The organism is bacterium, from assembly GCA_037143175.1.
Taxonomy (GTDB): Bacteria; Verrucomicrobiota; Kiritimatiellia; order CAIKKV01; family CAITUY01; genus JAABPW01.
Genome location: JBAWZF010000003.1, coordinates 37,243 through 52,898 on the forward strand (window position 1 = coordinate 37,243; position 15,656 = coordinate 52,898).

Sequence of the window (15,656 nt, forward strand, 5' to 3'; positions counted from 1 at the left end):
CCAATAGCCATTTGAAAGCATTATGGTTAAGAGTTCGATCCAATCTGAAACAGCTGCCACCGGGCGTGAGGGCTCATCTCTGTTGTTGAGCCATCGCGCCCGGCGGCAGCAACGTTTGATGGGGTTTCTGGGATCGGGCTTCCTATTGGCCATTACCTCTCTTTCAACGTTTGCGGTATTGTTTATTTTCTATTTTATTGCACGAGATGCCCTGCCTTTTTTCCAATTGCAGGGCTTTAAACAGTTTTTCACCAGCACCCACTGGTATCCCTCGGCGGCGGCCCCGGAATTCGGGTCTCTAGCCATTTTTATTGGAAGCGGTCTGGTGACGCTCGGGGCGGCGCTAGTGGCCGTCCCTCTTGGCATCACGGCCGCAGTATGCCTGAGTGATGTTCTTCCATTTTCAGTAAGGCAAGTGGTCAAGCCGGTGATTGAGATTCTGGCGGCCATTCCCTCGGTCGCCTACGGGTTTTTCGCTCTGGTTGTTTTTGCGCCCCTCCTGCAGGAGCGCGGTGGGCATATTCTCCAGGTAGCGGGCTGGATCATCGGCACACCGTTGTCTGTGCTTATTATCGTTGTGATCAGCGACCTGTTAACGGATCGACTGGCAACGAACCTCCGGTTCTGGTTGCGATGGGCGTTAATAGCCAGTTTGGGCGTGGCTACCTTCTGGGGCCTCTGGAAACTCAGCGTGTTACTGGGTGGAATCACAGTCAGCAGCGGCACCAACGCGCTGAATGTTTCGATCATCTTGGGCATCATGGCCTTGCCTACCGTGGTGAGCGTCGCCGAAGATGCCATTCAGGCCACTGGCCGCGAGCTGCGGGAAGGAAGCTATGCGCTCGGAGCCACGCGATCTGAAACCATATTCAGAATCATTCTTCCGGCGGCGGGCAGCGGCATCATGGCGGCTGTCCTTCTGGGCGTGATGCGGGCCGTAGGCGAAACCATGGTGGTGTGGATGGCCTCGGGTAATGCCGCCCAGATTCCACAACCCTGGTACAACATGCTCCAACCGGTCCGCACCCTTACGGCCACCATCGCAGGAGATATGGGCGAGGCTGACCAGGCCACCGGTTCCTCCCGTTTCCATGTGCTTTTCGCCATGGCGCTCTGCCTTCTGGTGTTTTCGTTTATCTGTAATCTGGTCAGCGAATGGGGTGTACGACGCACCCGCCGGAAAGTGGGGAAATAAGCCATGCACCTGGAAACCCGAAAAATGCTGGACCGTTCCTTCACCGCCTCGGGGGTGCTGGCGATTGTGTTGATGACCTCCGCACTACTCATTTTGCTGGCCCCTATGTTTGTCCGTGGCGTGGGTGCCATTTTCTTTACCGGCACAGTGGAACACCGCCGGCTGATGATGGAAAAGTTTGAGCGGGGAAACCGGCCGGAAATCGAAGCGGAAATCGCCTCCGCACGAACCGCGCGGGAACCGGTCTTCCAAATGATGTCAGAGTTTGAAAAACAACTGGAAACCATGCCATCCGCCGAACGGCGAAAAGTCATGCCATCCTTCAAGGAACTTAAGAAAGCACTCCATGCCCTTTTGGGGCCGGCCCCCGGCACTCAGCGTCCGATGCTCATGCGGGATCAATTCGGGCAGACCCGCTGGGACCGGGCCCAGGTCAAACTGGCCCGTGTAATGTTCCGCGAAGAATGGGACTACAGTCATCCTGAACGGGGAAGCGTGAAGGTCATGCAGCCACGGGTCGATGATTTTGCCGGTACCTCTCTGGCGGCCCTCTTCCCGTATCTCGAGAAGAATCTCGACCGTATGCTGCTACCCCGCAAGACGGTGTATTGGCAATTTCTGACAGATGAATCCTTTGACTCGCATTTCTTTGGAGGCATCTGGCCCGAGTTGTTGGGCACATTATATCTGACGGTTGGCGCGATGCTCTTTGCCATCCCCATGGGTTTGATTGCGGCTATCTATTTGACCGAATACGCTCCGGAGAACGCCTTCGTAAGTTTTCTGCGGACCTGCATCAGCACTCTGGCGGGAGTACCAAGTATCGTTTTCGGTCTGTTTGGCCTCGCCTTCTTCATTAACACGTTGGGTGTGTCGCATTCTAAAAGTGTCCTGGTGGGATCCATGACCTTGGCGCTGATGATTCTCCCGACCGTGATTCGTGCCTCGGAGGAGGCCATATTGTCTGTGCCCCGAACCTACAAGGAAGCCGCCCTGAGTCTGGGCGCCGGACGCTGGCACACGGTCATGACGATTATTCTCCCTGCCGCATTACCGGGGATTCTTACTGGCATTGTGATCAGCATGGGCCGCGCGGCCGGGGAAACGGCCCCGATTATTTTTACGGCGGCAGTCAGCGTTGGCAAACCCCTTGCCCTGTGGCAGGTGTTCAGCCATCCGACACCCGCACTTTCCTGGAACATTTATAACCTGGCAACTGAACATGAGGCTATGGATGAGATCCGACATGTCCAGTACGGGCTTGTACTGGTGCTTGTCACGCTGGTGCTCTTGTTAAACTTGGCGGCCATTTTGATGCGGGCCCGGGTTGCTAAGCGGCTGAGAGGATGAGAGGAGTTCCAAAATGAAACACTTTGAAAATGCAATGGATAAGGAACGGCTGGAAAAAGTACCAGATGGAGTCGCCCATGTTCAGGCCTCTGACTTTTCTGTTTATTACCGGACCAATCAGGCAGTCAAAAATGTCCACTTGTCTTTCGGTAGCGGGATTGTTACCGCCATCATCGGCCCCAGCGGCTGCGGCAAAAGCACCTTGCTGCGGGCAGTGAACCGGATGAATGACCTCGTCCCGGGTTGCCGGACGGACGGTGAATTACTTTTTGACGGCCAAAACATTTATTCACCAAGTATTGACGTGGTCACCCTGCGTCGGCGGATCGGCATGGTCTTCCAGAAGCCGAATCCCTTTCCGAAATCGATTTTTGACAACGTGGCCTATGGCCCGCGTCTCCACCGGCAGGTTAACCAGAATGAATTGGCCGAGATTGTCGAACGCAGTTTGACCGGGGCGGCGTTATGGGATGAGGTCAAGGATCGCCTGCAACAGAATGCGCTGGGGTTATCCGGGGGCCAACAGCAGCGCCTCTGTATCGCACGGGCTCTGGCCGTGGATCCTGAAGTCCTGTTGATGGATGAACCCACCTCGGCACTGGATCCACGGGCCACTTTGAAAATCGAGGACTTGATAGATGATCTGCGCGGGAAATATACCATTATCATTGTGACCCACAACATGCAGCAGGCGGCGCGGGTATCAGACTTGACCGCCTTTATGTATGAAGGATCATTGATTGAGTATGGGCAAACGACGGCCATGTTTACCAAGCCCAGAGAAAAACAGACGGAAGATTATATTACAGGCCGATTCGGGTGAGAAGAAACCCATCACCTTGATCCTCTCCCTCAAGGGGAGAGGAAACAGACAAATAACTCCCTCTCCCTTGAGGGGAGAGTGTTGGGGTGAGGGTGATGTTATTGGTTGATGAAAGAGGTATTATGAGAATTCATTTTCAACGTGAGATTGACAAACTGAAGCTGCAGATTCTTGAGATGTGCGCCAATGTTGAGGACTCGGTCTCGGATGCTGTTCGCGCGGTAGAGACCCGCAATGCCGCCCTGGCGAGGTCCGTTATAGATCACGAAACCCAGACCAACACCCGGGAAGTCAACGTTGAGGAAGAGTGCCTTAAAATTCTGGCCTTACATCAACCCGTGGCCGCTGATCTCCGGTATCTGATTGCCGTCTTGAAAATTAATCATGACCTTGAGCGAATTGGTGATCTTGCGGCCCACATTGCCCAAGGCGCGCTACTCTTATGCGATATGCCGCCCATTGTCATTCCGCTGCAACTGGGCGAAATGGCCGCCAAGTCGCAGCAGATGTTAAAAAAAGTACTGGATGCCTTTGTTAACGTCGATGTCGCGGCAGCGCGTGGAATACGTTTGGCGGATGCGGAACTGGATGCCTTGAACCGGGCGATGGCCGCCCGCCTCAAGGCGGAGATTACCCGCAGGCCTGATCACCTGGAACCCTTGCTCAAACTCATGCATATCGCCCGCCATCTGGAGCGGATCGGTGATCATGCAACAAATATTGCCGAAGATTTAATCTACTTGATCGAGGGGAAAATTGTGCGTCATACCGTTGAGCCACAATCCTAAGGTTGATATGCCCCCCTCTTTTTGGTCTTATCCACTTGGGCCGCCATCATGGCTCCCCGACGGAAAGGACATTATCATGGCCAAAAAAACACGTGCTCGTTGCATTGGAATCCTGACCTCTGGCGGGGACTGCCCGGGATTAAACGCAGCCATTCGCGGCGTCGCCAAGGCCGCACTCCACCATGACATGAAGGTCATCGGGATTCTTGATGGATTCCGGGGCCTGGTTGAAAACCGTACCATTCCGATTGAGGATCTCCAAGTAAGTGGAATCCTGACGCTTGGCGGAACCTTTCTGGGCTCCAGCCGCGACAAGCCCCATAAGATGAAGATGGGCAACAAGATTATGGACATGACCGATGTCGCCATCGCCAATGCCCGCCGGTTGCAATTAGACTGTCTCGTTTGCCTTGGCGGCGGTGGAACCCAGAAGAATGCCCTGCATCTCCACAAATCGGGCGGCATCAATGTACTGACGCTGCCCAAGACCATCGACAATGATGTCGCCCTGACCGATATTTCGTTCGGATATGATACCGCACTCGGCATCGCGACCGAAGCCATTGACCGGCTTCATACCACCGCCACCAGCCATCATCGCGTCATTGTCTGCGAAATCATGGGGCATGCGGCGGGATGGCTGGCCCTCGGGGCCGGAATTGCCGGCGGCGCGGATGTCATCATGATTCCGGAGATTCCGTATGACCTCAATGTTATCGCAGAACATCTCCGTAACCGCCGTCACCAGGGTAAACGATTCTCAATTGTTGCCATTGCGGAGGGGGCCATTTCTAAAGATGAAGCCAAGGCGTTGGCAAAAGGGCTGAAGTCGGGGAAAAAGAAACCGGACCCGTTCGCCCCGAGTATTGACACCAATGGCATCCACCTGGTTCAAGAGCCGATGTCGAGTCGGGTGGCGCGGCATATCCAGCAGTTAACCGGCCTCGAGGCGCGGGTAACCTCACTGGGACATGTCCAGCGCGGAGGAACGCCTTCTGCAGCTGACCGACTCCTCTGCACACGATTGGGCACCAAGGCGGGAGAGTTGCTGTTGGCAGGGACTTATAACGTGATGGTGGCCGTACGAGGCGAAGAGTGTATTCCGGTCCCGTTGGAAAAAGTCGCCGGCATCGTCAAATATGTACCGACCAACCACCCATGGGTGAAGACGGCCCGACTGGTGGGAACCTGCATGGGGGATGTGCCGGGGGTATGAGCGCTCCAAAACCTAAACCCCGAAGAAGCCGTAACAAACCCGCACCCGGATCGCGTTTTCTGGATCGCGATTTAAACTGGTTGGAGTTCAACCGGCGCGTGTTGAGCGAGGCCCTGGATGAGCGGACCCCGCTGCTGGAACGGGTCAACTTCCTCGCGATCTTTACGTCCAACCTGGATGAATTCGTGATGAAGCGGGTCTACGGGTTACGCGAGCAAATCTGGACTGGCGCTAAAAATTTAGATTCAACTGGCGAAAAGACTTCCGAAGGCCTCCTGCACGCCATCCATGTCACCATTCAGGAAATGCTGAACCAGCAAGCTGAAGGATATCACCGCACCATCAAGCCCGCTCTGGCAGCGCAGGGAATTCACCTTCTCGGGTGGGATAAACTGACGGATGAGGAAAAGCGCGTCGCCACTGTCATTTTCGATAAAACCGTGTTCTCCGTTCTGACCCCTCTCTCAGTGGATGTAGGGCACCCCTTCCCCTTCATCTCCAATCTCTCGCTCTCCCTTGCTATCACCTTGAACGACCCCTCCACCGGGGCAAGCTCTTTCGCCCGGGTGAAGATCCCTGATACCCTGCCGCAATGGATCCGGATCGAAACGGCGGGATTCAAGGGGGCGTATCGGTTTGTGTCGCTAGTGGATTTAATTTCCCATCATCTTGATCGCCTGTTCCCCGACATGAAGATAAGCGGCGTCATGCCGTTCCGGGTGACCCGGAATGCGGAGGTGGATGCCGATCTTGATGATGTCGAGGATCTGCTTCAGGCGGTCGAGGAGCAAGTCCGCCAGCGTCGCATGGAATGCGTTGTTCGGCTGGAATGTCCGCAGGGGGCCGACCCCATCAACCGACTGATCCTCATGGAAGCCCTTGAACTCGGGGCGGAGGATGTTTACGAGATGCCCGCCCTGGTGGAATACCGTAGCCTGCGGGACATTGCCGCATTGCCGTTCCCTGATTTCCGGTTCAAGCCCTGGACCCCGCTGGTTCCGCGCCGACTCCAAGGTGAGGATTCGCGGATCTTTGATGTGATCTGGGCGGGAGATCTCCTGGTGCATCATCCTTATGAATCGTTTGATGACACCGTCTTGCGCCTGATTAAGGATGCCGTCGCCGATCCCGATGTGCTGGCAATCAAAATGACTCTGTATCGAACCGGCAAGGACAGCCCGTTTGTGCCGTTACTCATCCGGGCGGCGGAGTCAGGCAAGCAAGTGGCCTGCCTGGTTGAATTGAAGGCCCGTTTTGATGAACACGAGAATATTGTCCTCGCCCAGAAAATGGAACGTGCCGGTGTGCATGTCGTATATGGGGTAGAAGGCCTGAAAACCCACACCAAAACCACTCTGGTGGTCCGTCGCGAGAGCGGCGAGTCACGTTGCTATGCCCATATCGGAACGGGTAATTATCATCGGCAAACCGCGCGACTCTATGTGGACACCAGTCTCCTAACCTGCCGGCCGGACTTGACGGCCGATATTGCTGATCTTTTCAACTACCTGACCGGCCGGAACCGTAAGGGTGACTACCGCAAGCTCCTGATCGCTCCAGCCAATATGAAGCGTCGATTCCTATCGATGATTGAGCGGGAGGTCGAGCATCACCAGGCCGGACGCCCTGCGCATATTCTTGCCAAGATGAATCAGTTGGAAGACCGGGATATTTGCATTGCCCTGTATGCGGCTGGCCAGGCGGGGGTCACGGTGGATCTTATCGTGCGGGGATTCTGCACCTTGAAACCCGGGGTGCCGGGCCTCAGCGAAAATATCCGGGTAATCTCCGTCATCGGCCGATTCCTTGAACACTCGAGAATTTACCATTTCCGGAATGGCGCAGAGCAGGAGGTTGATGGCGAGTATTATATTGGTTCCGCCGACTGGATGCACCGTAATCTGGAAAGTCGGGTGGAGGCGATTACCCCTATTGAGGATAGGGCACTAAAAACGGAACTTCATTGGATCCTGCAAACACACCTGTCCGACCAACGCAGCGCCTGGGACATGCAACCTGACGGAACTTACGTCCAGCGCAAGCCGGTGAACGCTGATAGTCCTGGATCCCATGAAACGCTCATGCAACATACTTTTCATCAGCAAGTCTGACAAGGAGGAGTGACAGTTATGAAATCATTTACACGACACAATCTGCTTAAAGCCCTCCGGCTCGTTATTCCGGGATTATTCCTGGCGAACGTCGTGCAGGGACAACAAAAGGAGACCAACACCATGAGTAGCATCTATGAATTCAATATGAAGCAGATCGACGGAACCGTAACTTCCCTTTCGGAATATAAAGGTAAGGTTTTGCTGATCGTCAATGTTGCCAGTCGGTGTGGGTTCACCCCTCAGTATTCCGGCTTACAAAAACTTTACGAAACCTATAAGGATCGCGGATTGGTCGTTTTAGGTTTCCCCTCCAATGATTTTCTCTTCCAGGAGCCCGGCAGTAATCAGGAGATTGCCCAGTTTTGCTCTTCGAAATTTCACGTGACGTTTCCCATGTTTGAAAAAATTGTGGTCACAGGCGGGGATATCCACCCTCTCTATAAATACTTGACCGACAAATCGACAAACCCGGAATTTAGCGGCAAGATCGCCTGGAACTTCAACAAGTTCCTGATCGGACGCGACGGCCATATCCTCAACCGCTTTGGCAGCCGGACGACTCCCGAAGACAAGAACATCATTGCGGCCATCGAGAAGGCACTGTTGCTTCCGGTTACGCCGGGAACGAAATAAACAAGATTAACTGCTACGTAAGCAGGGATCCTATGGCAGAACTTGAAAAAATCCGGATCGGTGTCAGTGCCTGCCTGCTTGGTCAACCGGTCAGGTATGACGGCCAGCATAAGCATGACCATTTCATCACGGATACGCTGGGTCAGTATTTTGAGTTCGTCGGAGTTTGCCCTGAAGTCGAATGCGGGCTGACCGTTCCACGTGAGTCGATGCGGCTGGTCGGCAATCCTGCCAATCCACGACTCATGACAACCCGTACCGAAATCGACCACACCGAACGCATGTTGAAATGGGCCGCGCGCCGGGTCACCGAACTGGAGCAGGAGGGTCTCTACGGCTACATTTTCAAATCCCGTTCACCCAGTAGCGGCATGGAGAACGTCAAGGTCTATACTGACAAAGGGATGGTGGGCGGCAAGTCAGCTGGCCTGTTTGCCAAGGCTTTCATGGACCATTTTCCCACATTACCTTGCGAGGATGAGGGCCGGCTGAATGACCCGGATCTGCGCGAGAACTTCATTGAACGTGTTTTTACACTCTGGCGTTTCAGAAAGGCCGTCAGTACCGCCCCTACCCTGGCGGCACTCATGACGTTCCACGCCCGGAACAAGCTGCTCATTCAAGCTCATCACGAATCCCTCATGCGGGAAATGGGGCGCGAGCTAGCGACGCTCAAACCTGCGCAAGCGCGTGCTCACAGCCCCATCTATGAAGCCAAATTAATGCGCGCTCTGAAAATTCTGGCCACTGTCCCGAAGCATACCAACATCCTCCAACACATGGCCGGATACTTAAGAGGGAAGGCTGACGACGCAGACCGGAAGGAATTGGCCGACATTATCACCCAATACCACAAAGGCCTGCTCCCGTTGATTGTTCCTGTTACCATGCTGCGCCATTACGTCTTTAAGCACGGCATCGAGTATTTGAAGGAACAATATTATCTTGATCCTCACCCGCTGGAGCTCAAACTTCGGAATCATGCATGAGGAACATTTTTAGTTACGAGTTACGAGTTGAAAGTTACGAGTTGAAAGTTGAAAACCAATGAACCTGAAACCTGACCCAGTATTACGTGACCTGTTTCATTTCCGGAATGGTACCCCAGTCACTTCACCTGCGAGCTGGCTCAAACGCCGTAGCGAGATGCAAGATCTGATCGTAGGGATTGAATACGGCGGACTCCCACCTAAACCGGACTGCTGTTATGCAGAGGAGCTTCACACGACCACAATTCAAAATCCTGAAGGTAGTCGTTTTATCTCCTGGCGGATCATCATTGGACTGGATCGCAAGTTCAGCTTCCTCATGACCACACTCATACCGCCGGGAAATGGCCCCTTCCCCGTCGTCCTTACCGGCGACACCTGCTGGCGCTATGCCACCGATGAAGTCGCACGGGAAGTCCTGAGCCGGGGCGCGATTCTGGCCCAATTCAACCGCGTTGAACTTGCTCCAGACATCAACAACTCCGAGCGCGTTTCGGGTCTCTACCGGGTTTATCCTGAAGGAACCTACGGGGCCCTTGCCGCCTGGGCCTGGGGCTATCACCGCTGCATTGACGCCCTGGTCAAAATGAGTCTTGTCAGGGCAGACCAGATCGCTGTCACCGGGCATTCGCGCGGCGGGAAAACGGTTTTACTGGCAGGGGCCACCGACGAACGCATTGCCCTCACGGCGGCCAACAATTCGGGGGCGGGCGGAGCAGGCTCCTACAAAATCCAAGGCCCCCAATCCGAAACCCTGGCCGACTGTCTGCGCGGCTTTCCCTATTGGTATGGTCCGACCTTAAAAGAGTATCTGGGGCGGGAATCCGAACTCCCGTTTGACCAGCATTATCTCAAGGCCTTGATTGCCCCGCGCGCGCTCTTGACAACTGAAGCGCTAGGGGATCTCTGGGCAAATCCGACCGGAACCTGGCAAACCTATCTGGCCGCGAGGGAAGTCTACCGCTTCCTCAAGGCTGAGGAGAAAATTGGCATCGCTTACCGGGAAGGCGGCCATGCCCATGACCTGGCAGACTGGAGCGTTTTTCTTGATTTTATGGATTGGCAATTCAAGGGACAGCGCCCCTCATATCCCTTTGATAGAAACCCTTTCTGATGCACACGAATCGCCTGATCGACGAAACGAGCCCCTATCTTCTCCAGCACGCCCACAACCCGGTTCAATGGTATCCCTGGGGTGAGGTTGCTTTCGCGAAAGCGCGGAGTGAAGGAAAACCCGTTTTTTTGTCAGTAGGCTATTCAACCTGCCACTGGTGCCACGTCATGGCACATGAGTCTTTCGAGAACGAGGCGGTCGCGGCCATCCTCAATGATCATTTCATCTCCATCAAGGTAGACCGCGAAGAGCGGCCTGATGTGGATCGTGTTTATATGACTTACGTGCAAGCCACGACCGGCGGAGGCGGCTGGCCCATGAGTGTGTGGCTCACCCCCGACTTGAAGCCCTTTATTGGCGGAACGTATTATCCACCCGAAGATCGCTGGGGCCGGCCAGGCTTCAAATCCCTGCTGCTGCAAATCGCCAAGGCCTGGCGGGAACAAAAGGTTAAAATTATCACCTCTGCCGATGATGTAACCCGGCAGTTACAACAATTGGCCGCTTTCCATGCCGATGAAGGCAGCGCGCCCGCGGTTGCACTTCTTGAACAAGGCTACCAGCAACTCAAGATCACCTATGAACCTCATAATGGCGGCTTTGGCAATGCCCCTAAATTCCCCCGTCCTGTCGCCCTTAATTTCATGCTGCGCTACCACGCCCGCACCCTGCGACAGGGCGCAGGGCAGACGGGCACACAGGACGCACTCGAGATGTGCCTGTTCACGCTCCGCAAAATGGCGGAGGGCGGAATCCACGACCATCTCGGCGGCGGTTTCCACCGCTATTCCGTTGACACCCAATGGCACGTTCCCCACTTCGAGAAAATGCTTTATGATCAGGCACAGCTCGTGTGCTCGTATCTGGACGCTTTTCAGATCACCCATGACGTGTTTTACGCAGAAGTGGCTCGGGATATTCTGGATTACGTCTTGCGCGACCTGACTGGCAAGGAGGGTGGATTTTTAAGCGCCGAGGATGCGGACAGTCCTGTCCCGGGCAATCCAGCAGAACACGCCGAGGGCGCGTTTTATGTCTGGTCGCACCAGGAAATCGTCACTGTACTGGGTCATGAGTATGCGGAGATTTTCAATTTTTACTATGGCGTTAATCCTGATGGGAACGTTGAGAGCGATCCCCAGAACGAGTTTCACAACAAGAACATCCTCATCGTTCGTCATACTCCGGAGGAGGCCGGCAAGAAATTCGGAAAGTCGCCAGATACCATCCGCGCTGCACTTGCGACCGCCCGCCAGAAACTTCTGGGGATCCGGGTCGTGCGCCCGCGGCCGCATCTGGACGACAAAACGTTAACGGCCTGGAACGGATTGATGATCTCAGCTTTTGCCCGCGCCTCGCAATGTCTGGACGAACCCCGTTACCTGGCTGCCGCACTTCGGGCGGCCACGTTTATTGACTCACATCTTTCACACCCCGGGAGCGGCAAGCTCATGCGCTGTTACCGGGCGGGAGCTGCATCGGTTTATGGTTTTGCAGATGACTATGCTTTTTTCATTCAGGGCTTGATCGATCTTTATGAGGCTTCATTTGATGTAAACTGGCTGAAGCGGGCCATTGAATTACAATGCAAGCAGGATGAATTATTCTGGGATAGCTCAGCTGGCGGCTATTTCAGCACCGACGCCAGCGACCCGAGCATCTTGTTACGGATGAAGGAGGACTATGACAGCGCCGAACCATCATCCAATTCGGTTTCCGCACTGAATCTGTTGCGTCTCGCCCAGATGACTGACAGCCAAGTGTATCGTGCCCGTGCCGGGCGACTGTTCTCCACATTCTGTAATCGGCTACAACATACCCCGTCGGCCATGCCACAGTTGCTTGTGGCGCTCGACTTTCAGCTCACCACTCCCAGGCAGATCATTATCGCCGGGCTCCCGGAAGCAACCGACACCCGGACGCTCCTGCGGGAAGTTCATTCACGCTTCATTCCCAACAAGGTCCTGCTGCTGGCAGAGGGCGAAACCGGGCAGGCATTTCTGGCACAATACTTACCTTTTTTGAAAAATGTCTGCATGGTTGACGGTAAAGCCACCGCCTATATCTGCGAAAATTACTCCTGTCAGTTGCCTATAACTGACAGAAGAATTCTAAATGCAATACTAACACCACCAACATCTTATGACATGAATCATGCTGACAGAATTGACGAAGAGGACAAGCTTTAGTACTATTAATGATATTGTTAATGAGGTTCATATGAGTACTTTAACTGCTGCTGATCTTAAACGTAGAGGTGTCTCGGCCTTTCCGTCTGTTTTGCGTCAGGATGGCGAGGCCATTATCACCGTTCACGGCAAAAGCCGCTATGTAGTGATGACCGTCGAAAAATATGACGCCCTACGCGAATTGGAGCTTTCAGGAGCCGTACGTGAAGCGCGTGCCGACTATCATGCCGGGCGTATTGCTGACACCACGATCAAGGGGCACATTCAACGGATTCAGGATGAACTATAATCTTGTTTTCACGCATAGTTATACCCGACGTGCCGCAAAGTTTATCCGCAAGCATCCCGCACTGCTAAAACAGTACGAGAAAACTCTGGAGTTAATGGAACTTGACCCGTTCCATCCTTCCCTTCGCCTCCACAAACTCAAGGGCCCGCTCGAAGATCTCCACTCCGTTTCGATCAACATTTCCTATCGTATTACAATCGAATTCCTTGTCGAGGGGAAGACCATCATCCCTGTAAACATAGGGACACATGACGAAGTATACTGATTGGATTTCCTGTTTCGTTGACGACACCGCCGATACGTCCTATTCTCACCCTCATCTAATTCGGAGAGTACTATTATGATTAAAGTAGCGATTGTCGGTGCAGCGGGACGGATGGGGCAGGCTTTGGCGCGGTGTTCAAAATTGATGCCACAGCTTCAACTGGTGGCGGCCGTTGAATCGGCGTCCTGTCCATTGTGCGGTAAGGATATCGGCCTGATCGCCGGAGTTGGCGAAAGTGGTTTGCTTATTTCCAGCGATATCGCCGCCGCAGTCAAAGCTGCTGATGTTCTCATTGATTTCAGCTTCCACGAAAATGTCCCCGTGACCCTCAAGTATGCGGTCGAATACAAGAAAGCCGTAGTCATTGGCACAACGGGACTGAATCCCGACGAACGCGCCGTCGTAGATCAGGCGACCAAGGTCATTCCCATCGTCTCAGCCCCCAACATGAGCCTCGGCGTTAATCTCCTGTTCGCCCTGGTAGAACAGGCGGGCAAGGCGCTAGGCTTGGACTACGACGTTGAGATTACCGAGGCCCATCACCGTTTCAAAAAAGATGCGCCCAGCGGAACGGCACTGCGGCTCGGAGAGAAGGTTGCCCATGGCCGGAATCAGAATTTCAGGGATGTCGCCATCTATGGTCGCGAGGGGCTGGGTTCGGAACGGCCTAAGGGTCAGATTGGAATCCATGCCCTGCGGGCGGCAGATATCATCGGGGATCATACCGTCCTCTTTGCCACAGAAGGGGAACGCATTGAGATCAGTCATCGCGCCACCAGCCGGGACGCTTTCGCCAAAGGCGCACTCCACGCCGGAAGTTGGCTCGTCACTCAGAAACCCGGCCTCTACGACATGCAGGACGTGTTAGGCTTGCGCTGAAATCAGTTGTCAAGTTGTTGGGTTGTTAAGTTGCTGGGGATAAATTCCACTCAACAACTCAACAACCGGACAACTCAACAACTTTACCACGGAGTGCTCTTATGGAAATCGGATTAAGCTTGGGATCCAATCTGGATCATCGACTTGAAAATTTGCGGGAGGCAACCAATCGTATTGACGTGCTCCCTGGCGTCCAGGTTCTTGCCAAGGCGCCGATTTATGAAACGGCACCGGAGGACGTGAAGCCGGAATACAAGACCCTGCAATACCTCAACACCGTCGTCATCATCGAGACTGACATGGATCTTTCAGCGTTCTCAGAGGCCATTCATAAAATCGAGACCGACATGGGGCGGGTTCGCACGGAAGATCGGAACGCGCCACGGGTGATTGATATTGATGTACTTTATGCAGGCAACATCACGCGAGCGGATGGCATCCTTGATCTCCCCCACCCCCGCTGGGCCCAGCGCCGGTTTGTGGTCCAGCCCCTGGCGGATGTAAGACCCTTTCTCAAGCTGCCAGGCGAATCCCGCCAGGTTTCCGAAATTCTCAAGAGTCTCCCCCCAACATGCATCACCCTATTCCGAGCCGAACACCAGTGGTAGTTACTGGCCCTCCCGCTCTGGCCGTGCTTCCGGCTGTTCTGATTCCGGCACAACCAACGGCTCGGACGAACCTCGCCCTTCTCCAAGTGGTTCCTGCGTTTACCCCAACAAGAAACGGCGGCGGGCGGTTCCGTGTTCGATGGGTTTGGTGAGGATGGTATTGCGGCCCACCTTCTGGCCGGCACGGTGGACGTGTTCGTCGATACTGCGGCCGGAGCCGGACATCTTCCGGAGCCGGGGATGCCGGGTCCGCAAATAAGTTGTGAGTTGAACATCATCCCGCTTCATCAGCGCATACGTCGCGGGACTATCCTTCTCGAGATTATGATCCTGTGTCTTCAGCTTCTCTGAGAAACCACTCAATAGACCAAGTGCAAAATCAACCTTGCTGCCCGGTGTCCCGGCGCGCCCCTTCCTGAAAACCCGCCACTGGTCCTTGATGGTCCTTTTGAGAAAATCATACACATAGCCGGCCATCTTGACATTCTCCGTGGTGCCGCTGATCTCGAGGATCCGGCCCATGCGTTCTTTGTCGACTACATAGGCGCATATCCACACAGCCTCAACGAAATAGTAGTCCTGTAGTAACCGACTCAAGGCATATTCGTCGGCCGACTGCCGTAATTGCGGTTCGCCGAGACACAGACTGCAGTATGCCCGGCCTGTCGGACTGGAGAGCAGGTCAATGTTGTAGCGGGCAATCGTCTCATGGACTTTCGTCATGGCCAATTCGGCCTCGTGCCGGTTCGCGCTTTCCGACAAAGCCAGCAGTTTCTTCACGCGCAGCAGGATCCGGTCGTTATCATCAAGCCCACTTGTATTGATTGTTTCGTAGAGCGAGGGGAAGTCGCCGGCCGCACGTGGATCCGCATTCAGCAGGCGACAGGCCTCCTGGAACCGTACGCCATGCGGCTGGTCGGTTCCTCCGAGAACCTCATCCGTCAACTGGTGGGCCAACTCGTGGAGCAGCACTTCGCGAACAGTCATCCAGCGATGGTTCAGGACTAATTTGCGGCTGAAAGCGATGAGGCGTCGTTCGCGATGCCATTCGGCCCAGCGCTTCTCGAAGTCGCGTAGCTCGAAGGCGGGGAGTGTCAGTCGGCTCCTGAGCGTGGGTGACAGAAAACCCACGGCATTCTTCCACTCACAGATCAGTCCATGAAGAATGCGCCGTTCCAGTTCCTGGTGAATGTCAAACATGGTC

At 54.5% G+C, this 15,656-nt stretch carries 15 protein-coding genes; 14 read left to right on the forward strand and 1 reads right to left on the reverse strand.

Annotation, left to right across the window (positions count from 1 at the left end; genetic code table 11):
* Positions 1 to 22 precede the first annotated feature (22 nt).
* The 14 genes from WCI03_01925 (at position 23) to folK (ending at position 14,452) form a co-directional block, all read left to right on the forward strand.
* On the forward strand, positions 23 to 1,195 hold the full coding sequence (locus WCI03_01925) for a PstC family ABC transporter permease (GenBank protein ID MEI8138607.1): 1,173 nt from the start codon (positions 23 to 25) through the stop codon (positions 1,193 to 1,195).
* A 3-nt stretch (positions 1,196 to 1,198) separates the two neighbouring features.
* Positions 1,199 to 2,545: a phosphate ABC transporter permease PstA gene (gene pstA / locus WCI03_01930; protein ID MEI8138608.1), complete on the forward strand. Its 1,347-nt coding sequence runs from the start codon at positions 1,199 to 1,201 to the stop codon at positions 2,543 to 2,545.
* Positions 2,546 to 2,579: 34 nt separating this feature from the next.
* Positions 2,580 to 3,368 (forward strand): phosphate ABC transporter ATP-binding protein PstB, encoded by a 789-nt coding sequence (pstB, locus tag WCI03_01935; GenBank protein MEI8138609.1) that lies wholly within the window; start codon positions 2,580 to 2,582, stop codon positions 3,366 to 3,368.
* 122 nt (positions 3,369 to 3,490) lie between these two features.
* Positions 3,491 to 4,156, forward strand: a complete 666-nt coding sequence (gene phoU / locus WCI03_01940; GenBank protein ID MEI8138610.1) for a phosphate signaling complex protein PhoU — start codon at positions 3,491 to 3,493, stop codon at positions 4,154 to 4,156.
* Between the two features lie 76 nt (positions 4,157 to 4,232).
* Complete coding sequence (locus WCI03_01945; GenBank protein MEI8138611.1) at positions 4,233 to 5,372, forward strand: ATP-dependent 6-phosphofructokinase; 1,140 nt, start codon at positions 4,233 to 4,235, stop codon at positions 5,370 to 5,372.
* Entirely contained in the window at positions 5,369 to 7,483 is a 2,115-nt protein-coding gene (ppk1, locus tag WCI03_01950) for a polyphosphate kinase 1 (GenBank protein ID MEI8138612.1), read from the forward strand. Before WCI03_01945 ends, ppk1 begins: the two co-directional genes overlap by 4 nt.
* A gap of 18 nt (positions 7,484 to 7,501) precedes the next feature.
* Positions 7,502 to 8,119: a glutathione peroxidase gene (locus WCI03_01955; protein MEI8138613.1), complete on the forward strand. Its 618-nt coding sequence runs from the start codon at positions 7,502 to 7,504 to the stop codon at positions 8,117 to 8,119.
* Between the two features lie 32 nt (positions 8,120 to 8,151).
* Positions 8,152 to 9,108, forward strand: coding sequence for a DUF523 and DUF1722 domain-containing protein (locus WCI03_01960; GenBank protein ID MEI8138614.1), 957 nt, complete (start codon positions 8,152 to 8,154; stop codon positions 9,106 to 9,108).
* A gap of 58 nt (positions 9,109 to 9,166) precedes the next feature.
* A complete protein-coding gene (locus WCI03_01965) occupies positions 9,167 to 10,222 on the forward strand; it encodes a hypothetical protein (GenBank protein MEI8138615.1) in 1,056 nt (351 codons plus the stop codon).
* Positions 10,222 to 12,411 (forward strand): thioredoxin domain-containing protein, encoded by a 2,190-nt coding sequence (locus tag WCI03_01970; protein MEI8138616.1) that lies wholly within the window; start codon positions 10,222 to 10,224, stop codon positions 12,409 to 12,411. The genes WCI03_01965 and WCI03_01970 overlap by 1 nt, the downstream gene beginning before the upstream one ends.
* Positions 12,412 to 12,442: 31 nt before the next feature.
* A complete protein-coding gene (locus WCI03_01975; GenBank protein ID MEI8138617.1) occupies positions 12,443 to 12,700 on the forward strand; it encodes a type II toxin-antitoxin system prevent-host-death family antitoxin in 258 nt (85 codons plus the stop codon).
* Positions 12,690 to 12,965, forward strand: coding sequence for a plasmid stabilization protein (locus WCI03_01980; GenBank protein MEI8138618.1), 276 nt, complete (start codon positions 12,690 to 12,692; stop codon positions 12,963 to 12,965). Before WCI03_01975 ends, WCI03_01980 begins: the two co-directional genes overlap by 11 nt.
* 75 nt (positions 12,966 to 13,040) lie before the next feature.
* A complete protein-coding gene (gene dapB, locus WCI03_01985; GenBank protein ID MEI8138619.1) occupies positions 13,041 to 13,844 on the forward strand; it encodes a 4-hydroxy-tetrahydrodipicolinate reductase in 804 nt (267 codons plus the stop codon).
* Positions 13,845 to 13,945: 101 nt separating this feature from the next.
* The gene (folK, locus tag WCI03_01990; GenBank protein ID MEI8138620.1) at positions 13,946 to 14,452 is read left to right on the forward strand and encodes a 2-amino-4-hydroxy-6-hydroxymethyldihydropteridine diphosphokinase; all 507 of its coding nucleotides are present in this window, start codon (positions 13,946 to 13,948) and stop codon (positions 14,450 to 14,452) included.
* Positions 14,453 to 14,551: 99 nt separating this feature from the next.
* On the opposite strand, the gene WCI03_01995 is transcribed toward folK, so the two are convergent.
* Positions 14,552 to 15,652 (reverse strand): DUF2786 domain-containing protein, encoded by a 1,101-nt coding sequence (locus tag WCI03_01995; GenBank protein MEI8138621.1) that lies wholly within the window; start codon positions 15,650 to 15,652, stop codon positions 14,552 to 14,554.
* Positions 15,653 to 15,656: the final 4 nt, after the last annotated feature.

Excerpts from the sequence above, each read along its gene's own strand:
- WCI03_01945 (MEI8138611.1), top strand. The coding sequence starts at position 4,233 with ATGGCCAAAAAAACACGTGCTCGTTGCATTGGAATCCTGACCTCTGGC.
- WCI03_01965 (MEI8138615.1), top strand. The coding sequence starts at position 9,167 with ATGAACCTGAAACCTGACCCAGTATTACGTGACCTGTTTCATTTCCGG.
- dapB (MEI8138619.1), top strand. The coding sequence starts at position 13,041 with ATGATTAAAGTAGCGATTGTCGGTGCAGCGGGACGGATGGGGCAGGCT.
- pstB (MEI8138609.1), top strand. The coding sequence starts at position 2,580 with ATGGATAAGGAACGGCTGGAAAAAGTACCAGATGGAGTCGCCCATGTT.
- ppk1 (MEI8138612.1), top strand. The coding sequence starts at position 5,369 with ATGAGCGCTCCAAAACCTAAACCCCGAAGAAGCCGTAACAAACCCGCA.
- WCI03_01955 (MEI8138613.1), top strand. The coding sequence starts at position 7,502 with ATGAAATCATTTACACGACACAATCTGCTTAAAGCCCTCCGGCTCGTT.
- WCI03_01975 (MEI8138617.1), top strand. The coding sequence starts at position 12,443 with ATGAGTACTTTAACTGCTGCTGATCTTAAACGTAGAGGTGTCTCGGCC.
- phoU (MEI8138610.1), top strand. The coding sequence starts at position 3,491 with ATGAGAATTCATTTTCAACGTGAGATTGACAAACTGAAGCTGCAGATT.
- WCI03_01995 (MEI8138621.1), bottom strand. The coding sequence starts at position 15,652 with ATGTTTGACATTCACCAGGAACTGGAACGGCGCATTCTTCATGGACTG.
- WCI03_01980 (MEI8138618.1), top strand. The coding sequence starts at position 12,690 with ATGAACTATAATCTTGTTTTCACGCATAGTTATACCCGACGTGCCGCA.
- folK (MEI8138620.1), top strand. The coding sequence starts at position 13,946 with ATGGAAATCGGATTAAGCTTGGGATCCAATCTGGATCATCGACTTGAA.
- pstA (MEI8138608.1), top strand. The coding sequence starts at position 1,199 with ATGCACCTGGAAACCCGAAAAATGCTGGACCGTTCCTTCACCGCCTCG.
- WCI03_01970 (MEI8138616.1), top strand. The coding sequence starts at position 10,222 with ATGCACACGAATCGCCTGATCGACGAAACGAGCCCCTATCTTCTCCAG.
- WCI03_01960 (MEI8138614.1), top strand. The coding sequence starts at position 8,152 with ATGGCAGAACTTGAAAAAATCCGGATCGGTGTCAGTGCCTGCCTGCTT.
- WCI03_01925 (MEI8138607.1), top strand. The coding sequence starts at position 23 with ATGGTTAAGAGTTCGATCCAATCTGAAACAGCTGCCACCGGGCGTGAG.